The organism is Angustibacter speluncae (genome assembly GCF_054777815.1).
In genome coordinates, this window is sequence record NZ_BAAHAF010000041.1 from 1 (window position 1) to 13,562 (window position 13,562).

Annotated in this window: 16 protein-coding genes, 1 tRNA gene and 1 pseudogene; 10 read left to right on the forward strand and 8 right to left on the reverse strand. The window is 75.5% G+C overall.

Annotated features, from left to right (window positions below):
• Nucleotides 1–219 (reverse strand): annotated as a pseudogene (locus ACYVKY_RS04550) (hypothetical protein); the annotation flags it as partial.
• Nucleotides 220–330: 111 nt separating this feature from the next.
• Here ACYVKY_RS04550 and ACYVKY_RS04555 point away from each other — a divergent pair.
• Nucleotides 331–403 (forward strand) — tRNA-Arg (locus ACYVKY_RS04555).
• 70 nt (nucleotides 404–473) lie between these two features.
• Here the strand turns inward: ACYVKY_RS04555 and ACYVKY_RS04560 are convergent.
• Complete coding sequence (locus ACYVKY_RS04560) at nucleotides 474–1,388, reverse strand: EamA family transporter (RefSeq protein ID WP_460433810.1); 915 nt, start codon at nucleotides 1,386–1,388, stop codon at nucleotides 474–476.
• A gap of 70 nt (nucleotides 1,389–1,458) precedes the next feature.
• Between ACYVKY_RS04560 and ACYVKY_RS04565 the strand changes: the two genes are divergently transcribed.
• Nucleotides 1,459–2,367, forward strand: coding sequence for a LysR family transcriptional regulator (locus tag ACYVKY_RS04565; protein ID WP_460433811.1), 909 nt, complete (start codon nucleotides 1,459–1,461; stop codon nucleotides 2,365–2,367).
• On the opposite strand, the gene ACYVKY_RS04570 is transcribed toward ACYVKY_RS04565, so the two are convergent.
• Nucleotides 2,333–3,115 (reverse strand): DUF427 domain-containing protein, encoded by a 783-nt coding sequence (locus tag ACYVKY_RS04570; protein WP_460433812.1) that lies wholly within the window; start codon nucleotides 3,113–3,115, stop codon nucleotides 2,333–2,335. The two genes, ACYVKY_RS04565 and ACYVKY_RS04570, sit on opposite strands and share 35 nt — an antisense overlap.
• A 141-nt stretch (nucleotides 3,116–3,256) precedes the next feature.
• Between ACYVKY_RS04570 and ACYVKY_RS04575 the strand changes: the two genes are divergently transcribed.
• Both ACYVKY_RS04575 and ACYVKY_RS04580 read left to right on the forward strand, forming a co-directional pair.
• The gene (locus tag ACYVKY_RS04575; protein ID WP_460433813.1) at nucleotides 3,257–4,093 is read left to right on the forward strand and encodes an alpha/beta fold hydrolase; all 837 of its coding nucleotides are present in this window, start codon (nucleotides 3,257–3,259) and stop codon (nucleotides 4,091–4,093) included.
• Nucleotides 4,094–4,097: 4 nt separating this feature from the next.
• The gene (locus ACYVKY_RS04580; protein WP_460433814.1) at nucleotides 4,098–5,339 is read left to right on the forward strand and encodes an alpha/beta hydrolase family protein; all 1,242 of its coding nucleotides are present in this window, start codon (nucleotides 4,098–4,100) and stop codon (nucleotides 5,337–5,339) included.
• A gap of 13 nt (nucleotides 5,340–5,352) precedes the next feature.
• Here the strand turns inward: ACYVKY_RS04580 and ACYVKY_RS04585 are convergent, their stop codons facing one another.
• Nucleotides 5,353–6,084, reverse strand: coding sequence for a metallophosphoesterase family protein (locus ACYVKY_RS04585; RefSeq protein ID WP_460433815.1), 732 nt, complete (start codon nucleotides 6,082–6,084; stop codon nucleotides 5,353–5,355).
• 87 nt (nucleotides 6,085–6,171) lie between these two features.
• Between ACYVKY_RS04585 and ACYVKY_RS04590 the strand changes: the two genes are divergently transcribed.
• Genes ACYVKY_RS04590 through ACYVKY_RS04605 form a run of 4 tightly spaced genes read left to right on the forward strand, consistent with a single transcriptional unit; the run spans nucleotide 6,172 to nucleotide 9,338 of the window.
• Nucleotides 6,172–6,600: a TOBE domain-containing protein gene (locus ACYVKY_RS04590; RefSeq protein ID WP_460433816.1), complete on the forward strand. Its 429-nt coding sequence runs from the start codon at nucleotides 6,172–6,174 to the stop codon at nucleotides 6,598–6,600.
• 31 nt (nucleotides 6,601–6,631) lie between these two features.
• Nucleotides 6,632–7,435 (forward strand): molybdate ABC transporter substrate-binding protein, encoded by an 804-nt coding sequence (modA, locus tag ACYVKY_RS04595; RefSeq protein WP_460433817.1) that lies wholly within the window; start codon nucleotides 6,632–6,634, stop codon nucleotides 7,433–7,435.
• Nucleotides 7,436–7,476: 41 nt separating this feature from the next.
• A complete protein-coding gene (locus ACYVKY_RS04600) occupies nucleotides 7,477–8,253 on the forward strand; it encodes a molybdate ABC transporter permease subunit (protein ID WP_460433836.1) in 777 nt (258 codons plus the stop codon).
• Nucleotides 8,250–9,338 carry an ABC transporter ATP-binding protein gene (locus ACYVKY_RS04605; RefSeq protein WP_460433818.1) on the forward strand — a complete coding sequence of 363 codons (1,089 nt, stop codon included), beginning with the start codon at nucleotides 8,250–8,252 and terminating at the stop codon, nucleotides 9,336–9,338. Before ACYVKY_RS04600 ends, ACYVKY_RS04605 begins: the two co-directional genes overlap by 4 nt.
• Nucleotides 9,339–9,351: 13 nt before the next feature.
• Here the strand turns inward: ACYVKY_RS04605 and ACYVKY_RS04610 are convergent, their stop codons facing one another.
• Nucleotides 9,352–9,909: a GNAT family N-acetyltransferase gene (locus ACYVKY_RS04610; RefSeq protein WP_460433819.1), complete on the reverse strand. Its 558-nt coding sequence runs from the start codon at nucleotides 9,907–9,909 to the stop codon at nucleotides 9,352–9,354.
• Nucleotides 9,910–10,068: 159 nt separating this feature from the next.
• Between ACYVKY_RS04610 and ACYVKY_RS04615 the strand changes: the two genes are divergently transcribed.
• On the forward strand, nucleotides 10,069–11,820 hold the full coding sequence (locus ACYVKY_RS04615; RefSeq protein ID WP_460433820.1) for an alpha/beta hydrolase: 1,752 nt from the start codon (nucleotides 10,069–10,071) through the stop codon (nucleotides 11,818–11,820).
• A gap of 46 nt (nucleotides 11,821–11,866) precedes the next feature.
• On the opposite strand, the gene ACYVKY_RS04620 is transcribed toward ACYVKY_RS04615, so the two are convergent.
• The 3 genes from ACYVKY_RS04620 to ACYVKY_RS04630 form a co-directional block, all read right to left on the reverse strand.
• Nucleotides 11,867–12,217, reverse strand: coding sequence for a hypothetical protein (locus ACYVKY_RS04620; RefSeq protein WP_460433821.1), 351 nt, complete (start codon nucleotides 12,215–12,217; stop codon nucleotides 11,867–11,869).
• A gap of 1 nt (nucleotide 12,218) precedes the next feature.
• The gene (locus tag ACYVKY_RS04625; RefSeq protein WP_460433822.1) at nucleotides 12,219–12,629 is read right to left on the reverse strand and encodes a CoA-binding protein; all 411 of its coding nucleotides are present in this window, start codon (nucleotides 12,627–12,629) and stop codon (nucleotides 12,219–12,221) included.
• Nucleotides 12,630–12,714: 85 nt separating this feature from the next.
• Nucleotides 12,715–13,158: a ferritin-like domain-containing protein gene (locus ACYVKY_RS04630; protein WP_460433823.1), complete on the reverse strand. Its 444-nt coding sequence runs from the start codon at nucleotides 13,156–13,158 to the stop codon at nucleotides 12,715–12,717.
• Nucleotides 13,159–13,249: 91 nt separating this feature from the next.
• Between ACYVKY_RS04630 and ACYVKY_RS04635 the strand changes: the two genes are divergently transcribed.
• Complete coding sequence (locus tag ACYVKY_RS04635) at nucleotides 13,250–13,555, forward strand: metal-sensitive transcriptional regulator (protein ID WP_460433824.1); 306 nt, start codon at nucleotides 13,250–13,252, stop codon at nucleotides 13,553–13,555.
• The last annotated feature ends 7 nt before the right edge of the window (nucleotides 13,556–13,562 follow it).

Genomic DNA, 13,562 nt, shown 5'->3' on the forward strand with positions numbered 1-13,562 from the left:
GGCGAGGGCGGACGGCCCCGGGCCCGGCAGCACCGCGGGCGCGGCGTCCGCGGCGACGAGGGAGGCGGGCTCCGGCTCGGGCTCCGGCGTCTGGCTCGGCGCGGCCTCGGCGGACGGGCTCGTGGCCGAGGGCGCCGGCGGGTCGGCCGGACCGGAGCAGGCGAGCAGGCCCAGCACCCCCGCGAGCGCGACGAGCAGGGCAGCGGGACGGCGGAGCACCGACCCATCCTGACCCGCGTGCCCGGGGCTGGTCGAACCGCAGGATCGGATTTCAGGGCGACGCCCGTGACCGGGTATGGTGGTCGACGGTCCCGCGCGAGCGGGTCCGATGCGCCCGTGGCTCAACGGATAGAGCACCTGACTACGGATCAGGAGGTTGCAGGTTCGAGTCCTGCCGGGCGCGCTCGTTGAGACAGCGACGACGAAGGCCCCCGACCACGGTCGGGGGCCTTCGTCGTGCGCGGGGACGTCCGTCAGGCGGCGGGGGTGACCGGGGTGCGGCGGCGGCGGCCCCGGCCCGCGGGCAGGCTGGCCAGGGCGCTCGCGCCGACGACGACGGCGATGCCGGCGACCTGCAGCGCGGCCAGCGGCTGGTGCAGCAGGACGAACCCGGCGAGCGCGGCGACCGCCGGCTCCAGGCTCATCAGGACGCCGAAGGTCGCTGCCCGCAGCGAGCGCAGCGCGCGCATCTCGAGGGCGTACGGGACGGCGGAGCACAGCAGCCCGACGACGAGCCCGAGCCCGAGCACGACCGGGTCGACGAGCGTCGCGGCGCCGGCTGTGGCGACCCCGGCGGGCAGCGCGAGCAGGGCGGCGAGCGCGGTGGCGGCGCCGAGCGCCGACCCGTCGCGCGACACCGCGCCGGCGTGCTGGCTGGCGAGGATGTAGAGCGCCCAGAAGCCGCCGGCCGCGAGCGCGAGCACCACGCCGAGGGGGTCGAGCGGCTGGTCGAGGGTGCCGACCACCCCGGTGAGCAGCGCCACTCCGACCAGGGCCAGCCCGGCGCAGACCAGGTCGCGGCGGCGCCGGCCCCGCAGCACGGTCAGCAGCAGCGGCCCGAGCAGCTCGAGCGTCACCGTGACCCCGAGGGGCAACCGCTCCAGCGCGAGGTAGAACGTCGACGACAGCGCCACCATCGCCAGGCCGAGCAGCAGGACCGCGGTCCGCGTCCCGGCGTCGCGGCGCAGCGCCGGCAGCACCCGCCACGCGCGGGTCACGAGCACGAGGACGACGGCGGCGACGACCAGCCGCAGCGCGAGGGTGCCGAACGCGCCGACCCGCTCCAGCAGGCCCACCGACACCGCGGCGCCGACCTGCAGGCTCACGACCGCGCCGACCACCTGCGCGGTGGCGGGCCCGGTCCGGGCGGCGGCGGGCGAGCGGTGCACGTGCCGACGCTACGTCCGCGGCCCCGCGTCGTGGAAAGGCCGTGCTGGGCTGCCCCTATGCTCGGCAGGCATGACCGGCCCCGCGATCGAGCTGCGGCACCTCGAGGCGCTGGTCGCGGTCGCCGACGAGGGCAGCGTCACCCGGGCCGCGGCCCGGCTGCACCTGGCGCAACCGGCCGTGTCGCGCACCCTGCGCCAGCTCGAGCAGCGGCTCGGGGCGACCCTGCTCGACCGGTCGTCGACCGGCGCCGTGCCGACCGCGGCCGGGCTCGCCGTCCTCGACGACGCCCGTGCCGCGCTCGCGGCCGTCGACCGGATGCGGTCCAGCGCCCCGGCGGCGCGCCGTCCGCTCGTGCTCGGCTACTCGTGGGGCGCGGCGGGCGAGCTGCCCGCCGGCCTGGTGGCGTCGTGGCGCCGCGCGCACCCCGACCGTCCGGTCACCTGGCGCCGCATCGACCACCGGCTCGCCGGCCTGGTCGACGGGACGGCCGACCTGGCCCTGCTCCGGGGCGACCCGACGGCACCCGGCGACGGGCCGGCGCCCGACTGGCTCGGCACCCTCGACCTCGGGCACGAGCGCCGGGTGGCCGCCCTGCCGCGCGACCACCCCCTCGCCGGGTCCGCGCGGCTCGGGCTCGACGACCTCGCCGACGAGGCGGTCGTGGTCAACCGGGTCGGCGGCATCACCCACCCCGAGCTGTGGCCGGCCGGCCACCGTCCGCGGGTGGCCCGCGTGGTCGCCAACACCGACGACTGGCTGCTCGCCATCGCCGGGGGCGACGGCGTCGGCGTCACCACGACCACGACGGCGGTCACGGCGACGCACCCGGACGTCGTCTACGTCCCGATGCCGGACGCACCGCTCGTGCCGCTGCGGCTCGCCTGGCGCACCGACCGGACCCGGCACCCCGACCTCGACGCGCTGCTGCGGCACGCGACCGCCGTCACGCGGTCGTCGGACGGTTCTCCTCCCGGCTGAACACCGACACCGGGCGCGCCCGAGGGACGCCGTCGACCTCGACGTCGACCAGCTCGTCGTAGAAGGCGACCCGGTGGGCGATCGCCCCGACCGCGGGGAACGGGTCGGTGTAGCTCCACGCGATGCCGCGCACCGCCGGGCGGCCGCCGTCGGCCGGAAGGTCCCAGTACTCGTCGGCGAGACCCTTGTAGGGGCAGTGGCTCTCGCGGTCGGACGGCACCAGCAGGTCGAGCCGGACGTCCTCGCGCGGCAGGTACGACCGCACCGGCAGCTCGGTCTCGAACAGCAGCACCGGGCGTCGCGAGCGCGCGAGCTCGAGCCCGTCGAGGGAGACGACGACCTCGCGCGAGCTCGGCAGGGCGTCGACGCGCTTGAACGGGTCCCGGGGGTGACCCCGTACCTCCTCGTCCTCCTCGGTCCACCGGTCCAGCACCCCCGGCTGCCACGACAGCACGAGCGTCCCCTCGAGCGCGGGGTCGTCGCGCACCCACGCGGCGTGCGGCACCACGCGGTCGCCGACCCGCAGGTCGTACCAGGTGCGCACCGGCCCCTTCGGCAGGAAGAAGAACGGGGCGCCGGGGCCCGGCGGCGCCCCGGGCTCGAGCAGGTCGGTGCGCACGTCGTCGGGGTCGAAGGCGTACGAGGGCGGGAAGCCGTCCTCCCAGAACAGCAGCGGACGGCGGGTGTCGACGACGGCGACGTCGCCCAGGTACCCGCGCACCCACCGCTCGCCCGGGTACGTCCGCACAGGCCCATCGTGCGCCGCGACCGGGCGCGGGCCAAGGGCCGAACGGGCCGTCCCCCGCCGTTGCGGACCGGATGCGCCGCACCTAGCGTCGCGGACGAACGGTCCAGCCCGCCCGTCGTCGTCGTCGAAGGAGCTCCACCCGTGACCAGCGTCGAGTCCACTGCCGGATCCACCCCCGTCACCCTCCACGTCGACGACACCGGCGGCGACGGCCGCACCGTCGTCCTCATCCACGGCTGGCCGCTGAGCGGCGAGTCGTGGGCGAAGCAGGTGCCGGCGCTCACCGACGCCGGGTACCGCGTCGTCTCCTACGACCGCAGGGGGTTCGGCCGCTCCGACAAGCCCGAGGACGGCTACGACTACGACACCTTCGCCGGTGACCTCGACGCCGTGCTCACCTCGCTCGACCTCACCGACGTCACCCTCGTCGGGTTCTCCATGGGTGGTGGCGAGGTGGCGCGCTACATCGGCACCCGCGGCGAGGACCGCGTCCGCGCCGCCGCCTTCGTCGCGGCCGTGCCGCCGTTCCTGTTCAAGAGCGACGACAACCCCGAGGGTGGCCTCGACGACGACGCCGTCGCGGGTATGCAGGGAGGTATCCGCGAGGACCGGGAGGGCTTCTTCGACGGCTTCTCGAAGGCGTTCTTCTCGGCCGGTGACGACCTCAAGGTGGGCCAGGAGGACCTCGACGAGTTCCTGCGGCTCGAGCGGCAGGCGCGGCTCGAGGGCGTGCTCGGCTGCATCGACGCGTTCGGCCGCACCGACTTCCGCGGCGACGTCGCGAAGATCACCGTCCCCACCCTGGTGCTGCACGGCGACTCGGACGCCATCGTCCCGATCGAGGTGAGCGGCGACCGCACCGCGCGCGACGTGCCCGGCGCGACCAAGGTCGTCGTCGAGCAGGGTCCGCACGGCCTCACCGCGAGCCACACCGACGAGACCAACCGGGCGCTGCTGGCGTTCCTGGACGCGAGCTGACCGAGTGACGGACCTGCGCTCGCTCACCACCTCGACCCCGGGGCTGGTGGTCACCGAGCACGAGCTCGACGTCCCGCTCGACCACGCGCGGCCGGACGGCCCGACGATCACCGTGTTCGCGCGGGAGGTCGCCGAGCCGGACGGCCGCGACCGGCCGTTCCTGGTCTACCTGCAAGGCGGGCCGGGCTTCGAGGCGGTGCGGCCGACGCGGTACCCGTCGTCGTCCGGCTGGATGGACCGGGCGCTGCGGGACTTCCGCGTCCTCATGCTCGACCAGCGGGGGACGGGTCGCTCGACGCCGGTCGGGGTGGTGCCCGGCACGGTCGAGGAGCAGGTCGCGTACCTCACCTGCTTCCGGGCCGACTCGATCGTCGCCGACGCCGAGCTGCTGCGGCAGGCGCTCGGCGTCGAGCGGTGGAGCGTGCTCGGCCAGTCGTTCGGCGGGTTCTGCACGCTGCGCTACCTGTCGGCGAGTCCCGACGGGCTCGCCGGCGCCTACCTCACCGGCGGCCTGCCGCCGATCGGCACGCACCCGGACGAGGTCTACGCCGCCACGTTCGCCCGCACCCTCGAGCGCACCCGCCGCTACTACGAGCGCTACCCGCAGGACCGTGCCCGCGTGCTCGCCCTGCACGAGCGCGTGCAGGCGGGCGAGATCGTGCTGCCGGACGGGGAACCGCTGTCGTGGAACCGGTTCCGCCAGCACGGCAACACCCTGGGCACCAGCGACGGCGCCGAGCGGCTGCACCACCTGCTCGAGCTGCCGTCGGACTCGCCCGCGTTCCTGCACGACGTCGCCCGGCCGATGGCCTTCGAGCGCAACCCGGTGTACGCCGTGCTGCACGAGGCCTGCTACGCCGACGGCGGCGTCACCGGCTGGTCGGCGGAGCGGGTCCGGCCGCCCGAGTACGACGACGACCCGACGCTGTTCACGGCCGAGCACGTCTTCCCGTGGATGCTCGACGACTACCGCGGCCTGAGGCACCTGCGCGACGCCGGGCACGCCCTGGCGCAGCACGAGTGGCCTCGGCTGTACGACGCCGAGGTGCTGGCGGCCAACGAGGTCCCCTGCGCCGCAGCGGTGTACGTCGAGGACCTCTACGTCGAGCACGACTACTCGGTGCGCACCGCCGCGCAGGTGCGCGGGATGCGCACCTGGGTCACCAACGAGTACGAGCACAACGGGCTGCGCGCGGACGGCGGACGCGTCCTCGGCCGGCTGCTCGACCTCGCGGCCGGGCGCTAGCCCTCCCGGCGGGTCAGAGCACCCGCCAGTGCGTGACGAGGTGCCCGTCCTCGAGCAGGTGCAGCGCGAACGACGGCGGCTGGTCGAGGTCGAGCACCGGCAGCGGCTCGGCGTCGGTCGGGACGGTCGACATCAGCCCGCCACCGACCAGGACCGGCACGCCGGCGAAGGTCGTCGCGGCCATCGTGTGCGCGTGGCCGACGAGCACCGCCACGACGGTCCCGGCGTGGCGCCGCAGCACCGCCTCCAGCCGCTGCGGGTCGCGCAGCCGGATCGGGTCCATCAGCCCCACGTGCAGCGGCACGGGCGGGTGGTGCAGCACCACCAGGGTCGGCCGCCCGTCGCCGAGCGCGCGGTCCAGCAGCGCGAGCGAGTCGTCCGTCAGCTCGCCGTGGTCGATCCGGCCGCCTGGCGGCGCGGTCACCAGCGAGTCGAGCGCGACCACCCGGTACGGGCCGACGTCGCGCACCGTCTCGGTCGGCCCGAGGTGACGCTCGTAGGCGTCGCGGACGTCGTGGTTGCCGGGGCACACGACGAGGGGCTCGCGGACGCCGCCCAGCACCTCGACCAGCTCGGCGTACTCCTCGTCGAGGCCGTGGTCGGTGACGTCGCCGGACAGCACCACGACGTCGGGACGCGGGTCGCACCGGGCCAGGTGGTCCAGCGCCCGGCGCAGCCGCTGCGGCGCCTGCGGCCCGGCGCCGACGTGGGAGTCGCTGAGGTGGGCGACGACGAACCGGGGCACCGCTCGAGCCTACGACGCCAGCCTGCACCGCAGGTGCGGTCTCGCTGAGCACTGGCGCACCCGCACCTGCGGATCTACGCTGCAGCCGTGCAGCCCGACCAGCGCCCCGGACCCCAGACCAGGTTCCGCGTCGGTGACGCCGCCGCGCTGCTCGGGGTCAGCGACGACACCGTCCGTCGTTGGGTCGAGGCCGGACGGCTGCCCGCGGCGCGCTCGGCGTCCGGGCCGCTGGAGGTCGAGGGCACCGACCTGGCCGCGCTCGCGCAAGAGCTGGCCGGCGACCAGCAGCTGCCGGGGGTCGCGCAGGCGTCCGCCCGCAACCGGCTGCGCGGCGTCGTCACGCGGGTGGTGCGCGACACCGTGATGGCGCAGGTCGAGCTGCAGGCCGGCCCCTTCCGGCTCGTGTCGCTGATGAGCCGCGAGGCCGCCGACGAGCTCGGCCTCGAGGTGGGCGTGCTCGCCGTGGCCTCCGTCAAGGCCACCAACGTCGTCGTCGAGCTGCCCACCACCCGCTGACCCACCCGCTGACCCACCGAGGAGCCCCACCGTGGTCCGTCCCCGCCTGCTCGCCGTGCTCGCCGCCGGTGCCCTCGCCCTCGCCGCCTGCGGCGGGAGTGACGCCCCCACGACGACCACGTCCGCCTCGTCGTCGGGCGCGAGCGGGGGGAGCGCGCTCGGCGGCGACCTCACGGTGTTCGCCGCGGCCTCGCTCACCGACACCTTCACCGCGCTCGGCGACGCCTTCACGGCCGAGCACCCCGACGTCGACGTGACCTTCAACTTCGGCGGCAGCTCGGGCCTGGCCGAGCAGATCGGCTCCGGCGCGCCCGCCGACGTGTTCGCCTCCGCCAGCCCGGCGACGATGACGACCGTGGTCGACGCCGGCGGGGCCGACGGGGAGCCCGCGACGTTCACCAGCAACACGCTGCAGATCGTGGTCCCCGCCGGGAACCCGGCCGGTGTCACCGGTCTCGCCGACTTCGCCGACGACGACCTGACGATCGCCCTGTGCGCCGCGGAGGTGCCGTGCGGCGCGGCGTCCGAGAAGGTCTTCGCCGCTGCCGGCGTCACGCCCGCGCCCGACACCCTCGAGCAGGACGTGCGCGCCGTGCTCACCAAGGTCGAGCTCGGCGAGGTCGACGCCGCGCTGGTGTACCGCACCGACGTGCTGGCCGCGGGGGACGCCGTCGAGGGCCTCGACTTCCCGGAGGCGGCCGACGCGGTCAACGACTACCCGATCGTCGTGCTGGCCGAGGCGCCGAACCCCGAGGCCGCGCAGGCGTTCGTCGACCTCGTGCTCTCGGACGAGGGCCAGCAGCTGCTGCGGGACGCCGGCTTCGGCGCCCCCTGACGCGGGGTCCTGACGTGGCGCGCGAGGTGGGTGGGGGGCGGATGCCCGCCGTCCTGGTGCTGCCGGCCGTCCTCGCGCTCGCGTTCCTGCTGCTGCCGCTGGCCGCGCTCCTCGTCCGCGCACCGTGGCGCACGCTGCCCACGGCGCTGGTGAGCCCCGAGGTGCTGCAGGCGCTGCGGCTCTCGCTGGTCTGCGCGACGCTCGCGACGCTGCTGTGCCTGGTGCTGGGCATCCCGCTGGCGTGGCTGCTCGCCCGGGCGCGGTTCCCCGGCCGGTCGCTGGTGCGGGCGCTGGTCACCGTGCCGCTGGTGCTGCCGCCGGTGGTGGGCGGCGTCGCGCTGCTGCTGCTCCTGGGCCGCCGCGGTCTGCTCGGCCAGCACCTCGACGCCTGGTTCGGCCTCACGATCCCGTTCACCACCACGGCCGTGGTGCTGGCGGAGGCCTTCGTCGCGCTGCCTTTCCTCGTCATCGCGGTGGAGGGCGCGCTGCGCGGTGCGGACGCGCGCTACGAGGACGCCGCGGCGACCCTCGGGGCGTCCCGGTTCACCGTGTTCCGGCGGGTGACGCTGCCGATGGTCGCGCCGGGTGTCGTGGCCGGCGCGGTGCTCTGCTTCGCCCGCGCGCTCGGCGAGTTCGGCGCGACGATCACCTTCGCCGGGAGCTTCCCCGGTGTGACCCGGACGATGCCGCTGTCGGTGTACCTCGCGCTCGAGACCGAGCCCGAGGCGGCGATCGTGCTCTCGCTCGTGCTGCTGCTGGTGTCGGTGCTGGTGCTCGCGACGCTGCGCGACCGCTGGGTGACGGGGACCGCGACGTGACCTCGCTGACGAAGACCGCTGCGGCGCAGGGGCTGCAGGCCAGGCTGGGGGTCAGGCGCGGCGACTTCGAGCTCGACCTGGCGCTCGACGTGCAGCCGGGCGAGGTGCTGGCGCTGCTCGGGCCGAACGGCGCCGGCAAGTCGACCGCGTTGCGCGCGCTCGCGGGTCTGCTGCGACTCGACGCCGGCGAGGTGGTGCTCGGCGGCGCGGTGCTCGACGCCGGTCGCGCCTTCGTGCCCGCAGAGCGGCGGGCAGTCGGCATGGTCTTCCAGGACTACCTGCTGTTCCCGCACCTGTCGCTGCTCGAGAACGTCGCCTTCGGGCCGCGGTCGCGCGGCGTGCCGCGGCGCGAGGCCCGCGCCCACGCGCTCGGCTGGCTGCGCCGGGTCGGGCTCGACGACCTGGCCCGCACCCGGCCCCGGCAGGTGTCCGGCGGCCAGGCGCAGCGGGTCGCGCTGGCGCGCGCGCTCGCCACCGACCCCGCGCTGCTGCTGCTCGACGAGCCGCTGGCGGCGCTCGACGCCAGCACCCGGCTGCAGGTGCGCTCCGACCTGCGGCACCACCTGGGCGGTTTCGCGGGCTGCACCGTCCTGGTGACCCACGACCCGGTCGACGCGATGGTGCTCGCCGACCGCATCGTCGTCGTCGAGGGCGGGCGGCAGGTGCAGGCGGGGACGCCGGGGGAGGTCGCACGGGCGCCGCGCACCGACTACGTCGCCCGGCTGGTCGGTCTCAACCTCCTGCGCGGCCGGGCCGACGGTCCGCGGGTGGTGCTGGACGGCGGCCCGACCGTCACCGCGGCCGCCGGCACCGACCGCCCGTCGTCCGGCGACGTGCTCGTGGCGTTCGCGCCCTCCGCGGTGTCGCTGCACCGCAGCGCCCCGGACGGCTCGCCCCGCAACGTGTTCCGCGGCAGCGTGGCCGGGCTCGAGCAGCACGCCGACACCGTCCGGGTGCGGGTGGAGGGCGAGGTGACGGTGCTCGCCGACGTCACCGCCGCCGCAGTCGCGGACCTCGGCCTGGTGGCCGGCCAGCAGGTCTGGTGCGCGGTGAAGGCGACGGAGGTCTCGTCGTACCCGGCATGAGCTCGACTGCCGCTCAGGCGAGGTCGGACGGGCGCACGCGGTACACCTGCAGATCGAGGCCGTAGTACTTCGAGGTCTCGCCGACCCACACCATCCCGATCCGCCGCGCCAGCGCCGCCGACCGCTCGTTGCCCGGCCGCATCACCGCGTGCACCTCGTGCGCGGCGTTGTCGAACGCCCACCCCAGCGCAGCTCGCGCGGCCTCGACCGCGTAGCCACGTCCCCAGTGCTCGGGCGAGAGCTGCCAGGCGATCTCGAGGTCGTCCTCGTCGGGCGGCAGCCGGCGGACGGCGACCCCGCCGACGACGGCGCCGTCGTGCTCGACCGCCCAGCGCCGGGTGGGCGGGTCGTCCGGCTCGGCCTGCCAGCGGCTCAGCAGCTCGCGCATGGCCGTCTCGTCAGCGACCCGCTCGAGGGCCGGAACGAGCCAGCGGGAGACGGGCGCGGCACCGAAGACGCCGAGCGCCTGCGGTGCGTCGTCGACCGACCACGGCCGCAGGACCAGCCGGTCGGTGGTCAGCGTGCGGTCGTCCGCGGCTGCTCCCGGGAGGGTGGGGATGGGTGCGCTCACGACCGGTGCAACCCCGCCGGGCCCGCGGTCCATCCCGGGGTCCGTCCCGGGCCCGTCCCGCGCAAGACCCCTTCGTCCCTTGTGAACGGTCGGAAAACGGTCATAGCGTCACGGTCAGGTCCGTCCGTCGGGGAGCGGGCCACGAGGGGTGGAGGACGCATGCGCGCACGTGCAGCAGCCGTCGCCGTCCTGCTGGCGGGGGCCGTCGCGCTCCCGGTGCAGGCGGCCGCGGGAGCCGGAGCGACGACGCAGGCGGGGGGAGCGGTCGCGACGGCGGCAGCCGTCCCCGACCTGGCCTGGGACGAGTGCGGCGAGGACTTCGGCGGGGGTGACGGACCGGCCGGCAGCACCTTCTCGTGCGCGTGGGCCGAGCTGCCCCTCGACCACGCCGACCCGGGCGGCGAGACGATCCAGGTGGCGCTGAAGCGGCTCGAGGCCCGTCAGCCCGACCGCAGGATCGGCACGCTGTTCCTCAACCCCGGCGGCCCGGGCGGCTCGGGCGTCGACTTCGCGTCCGTGGCGTGGGCGCTGTTCCCGCGCCAGGTGCTGAACCGCTTCGACGTCGTGGGCTTCGACCCGCGCGGTGTCGCCCGCAGCACGCCGCTGGTCTGCTTCACCTCGTTCCAGCAGCAGGAGCGGGTGTTCGCCGGCGTCCCGGCGTTCCCGGTCGACGAGGAGGAGTACCAGCTGCTCGACCGCGCGTTCGACCGGTACACCGACCTGTGCGAGCGCAACGGCGGGGACATCAAGGACCACATGAGCACCGGCGACGTCGCGCGCGACCTCGACCTGCTGCGGCAGGCGGTCGGCGACGAGGGCCTCACCTACGCCGGCTACTCGTACGGCACCCAGCTCGGCAGCACCTACGCGAACCTGTTCCCGGACAAGGTGCGGGCGCTGGTCGTCGACGGCGTGCTCGACCCGGTCGCGTGGACGACGGGCCGTGACGCCGCGGACGCCGCGCTGCCGTTCTCGTCCCGCCTCGGCAGCGACCAGGGGGCGTCCGACACCCTCGGGCAGTTCTTCGCGCTGTGCTCGCAGGCCGGGCCCGACCGGTGCTCGCTCGCGGCGCAGGGCGACCCGCGGGAGGTCTACGACGCCACCATGGCCGTGCTGCGCGAGGAGCCGGTGCGCGTCGACCTCGGTGGCGGCTTCGTCATCGAGCTCACCTACCAGGACCTCGTGGGCGCCTCGCTCGGCACGTTCTACGGCCCGTACGGCTGGTCCGACCTCGCCGCGCTGGTGAGCCAGGTGGCCGAGGCGGCCGGCGTCGCCGGACCGGTGCCGCCGCCCGCGCCGGCGCAGGCGGAGCGGGTCGCCGCGTTCGCCGGCGCGCCGATGCCGCAGACGCTCGAGGGCTTCGACGGTGTCGCCTGCTCGGACAGCGTGAACCCGACCGACCGCCGGGCGTGGTGGGACGCCGGGCGTGCCCGCGACGAGGTCGCGCCGTACTTCGGCAGCCTCTGGACGTGGGCGAGCGGCGCCTGCGCCGACTGGCCGGGCGCCTCCGACGGTGCCTACCGCGGTCCGTGGACGGCGCAGACGGCCGCACCGGTGCTGGTGGTCGGCAACACCTACGACCCGGCGACGCCCTACAGCGGAGCGCAGGCGGTCGCCGGCCTGCTGCCCGGCTCGCGTCTGCTCACGGTCGTCGGCTGGGGCCACACCTCGCTCGGCTCGAGCACCTGCGCCGACCAGGCCGTCTCGCGGTACCTGGTGAACGGGCGGCTGCCCGCGAAGGGCACCCGGTGCGCCTTCGACGTGACGCCCTTCGACGACGCCCTCGCCCCCGAGGCGCCGGCCGCGGCCGCACGGTCCGGCGAGGTCGGCACGGTCGACGAGCGCGCCGCGGCGATCGAGCGGGCCCGCGAGATCGTGGCGGGCCCGCTGCCCGGGGCCGCCGGGCGCTAGGCCCGGCGGACGGCACCCGACGACGTCGGTGGCCGGCCCCGAGGGGTCAGCCGCTGACGTCGTCGAGGTGCTGCAGCAGGTCGTGCGCGGCGAGCTCGACGGCCTTGTGCCGCCACTCGCTGGCGCGGTAGACGCAGGCGATCAGACCCGAGCGGTGGACGCGGCGCAGGTCGCCCACGACGAAGGCGTACCGGGCCTTGGTGCCGTCGGTGGCGCCGGCCGTCAGGCCGAGGTGCCACCGCGCGTACTCGTCGAAGGAGTGCCGCTCGAGGTAGGCGTTCTGCTCGGCTGCGCTCGGCTGCACCTCGCCCCAGTCGGAGTCGAGGACGTACTGCTTCGCGTCGATGCGGCCGCGGACGAACGCGACGGCGTCGGGGTTCACCTCGTAGGTGGCCACCTCAGCGCCGTCCCCACTCGATCGCGGGGCAGGTGTCCATGACCATCGCGACGCCGGCCGCCGTGGTGCGCTCGAACGCCGCCTCGTCGACCACGCCGAGCTGGAACCACACGCCCTTCGCGCCGATCTCGACGGCCTGGTCCGCGAACGGGCCGGCGTCCTCGGAGCGGCGGAAGACGTCGACGACGTCGACCGCGAACGGGACGTCGGCGAGGGTGGCGTAGCCCTGCTCGCCCAGGACGGTGGGGGCGTCGGGGTGGATCGGCACGATCCGCTTGCCGCGCTGCTGCAGCAGCTGCGCGATGCGGTACGCCGTGCGGTCGGGGTTGCCGCTCAGGCCCACCACGGCCCAGGTACCGAGCTCGTCGAGCATCAGGTCGACGGCGGCGCGGTCCTGCCAGGAGGTGGCCATGCGCCGACGGTACCGGCGGTCGCCCGGACGCGCCGGGTGACCGCCGGACCGGCGGTGCGCGCAGGTCGTGCGCGCCGGGTGCGGGTCAGGCGGAGGCCTGCAGGCCCTTCACCTCGTCGCGGGCGGCGACGATCGCCTGGTGCTGGCGCTGCACGACGGTGCGGAAGCCGTCGCTGAGATCGGCCTCCAGCGCCTTCTCGTACTCGGAGACGGCGTGGTCCTCGCCGGTCACCGCCGCGCCGAGGGCGCCCTTCGGGTCGTCGCCGGTCAGCGCGTCCTTGAGCGCGAGCCAGCCGCGGTGCAGGGCGGCGGTCGCCGTGCCGCTCTCGTCGACGTCGTCGCCGTACTGGTGGCCCATGGCCACGATCTCGTCGGCGAACTGCTGGCGCTGCTGCGACAGCCGCTGCATCGTCGAGGCCCACTGCGCGTGCTCGTCGCCCGACAGCCGCTCGGCCAGCTCGGCGTAGCCCTTGCGGCCGTCCTTGAGGGTCTCGACGAGCTCCTTGGCGACCTTCTCGTCCGTGCTCATGGTGTCTCCGTTCCTCGGGGTCACCAGCACGCTAGGTCGGTTCGCGCCGCCCCGCTCGTCGAGGAATACCCTTCGGGGGTATGGTGTGGGCATGAGCATGACGGACGAGCACGCCGGCCACGGCTACCTGGGCAACAAGGACGACTACCTCAAGCGGCTGCGCCGCATCGAGGGCCAGGCCCGCGGCCTGCAGCGGATGGTCGAGGAGGAGCAGTACTGCATCGACATCCTCACCCAGGTCTCGGCGATGACCAAGGCGCTGCAGTCGGTGGCTCTCGGGCTGCTCGACGAGCACCTGGCGCACTGCGTGGTCGAGGCCGCGCGCGCCGGCGGCCCCGAGGCCGACCAGAAGGTGCGCGAGGCGTCCGACGCGATCGCGCGCCTCGTCCGCTCCTGACCCACCA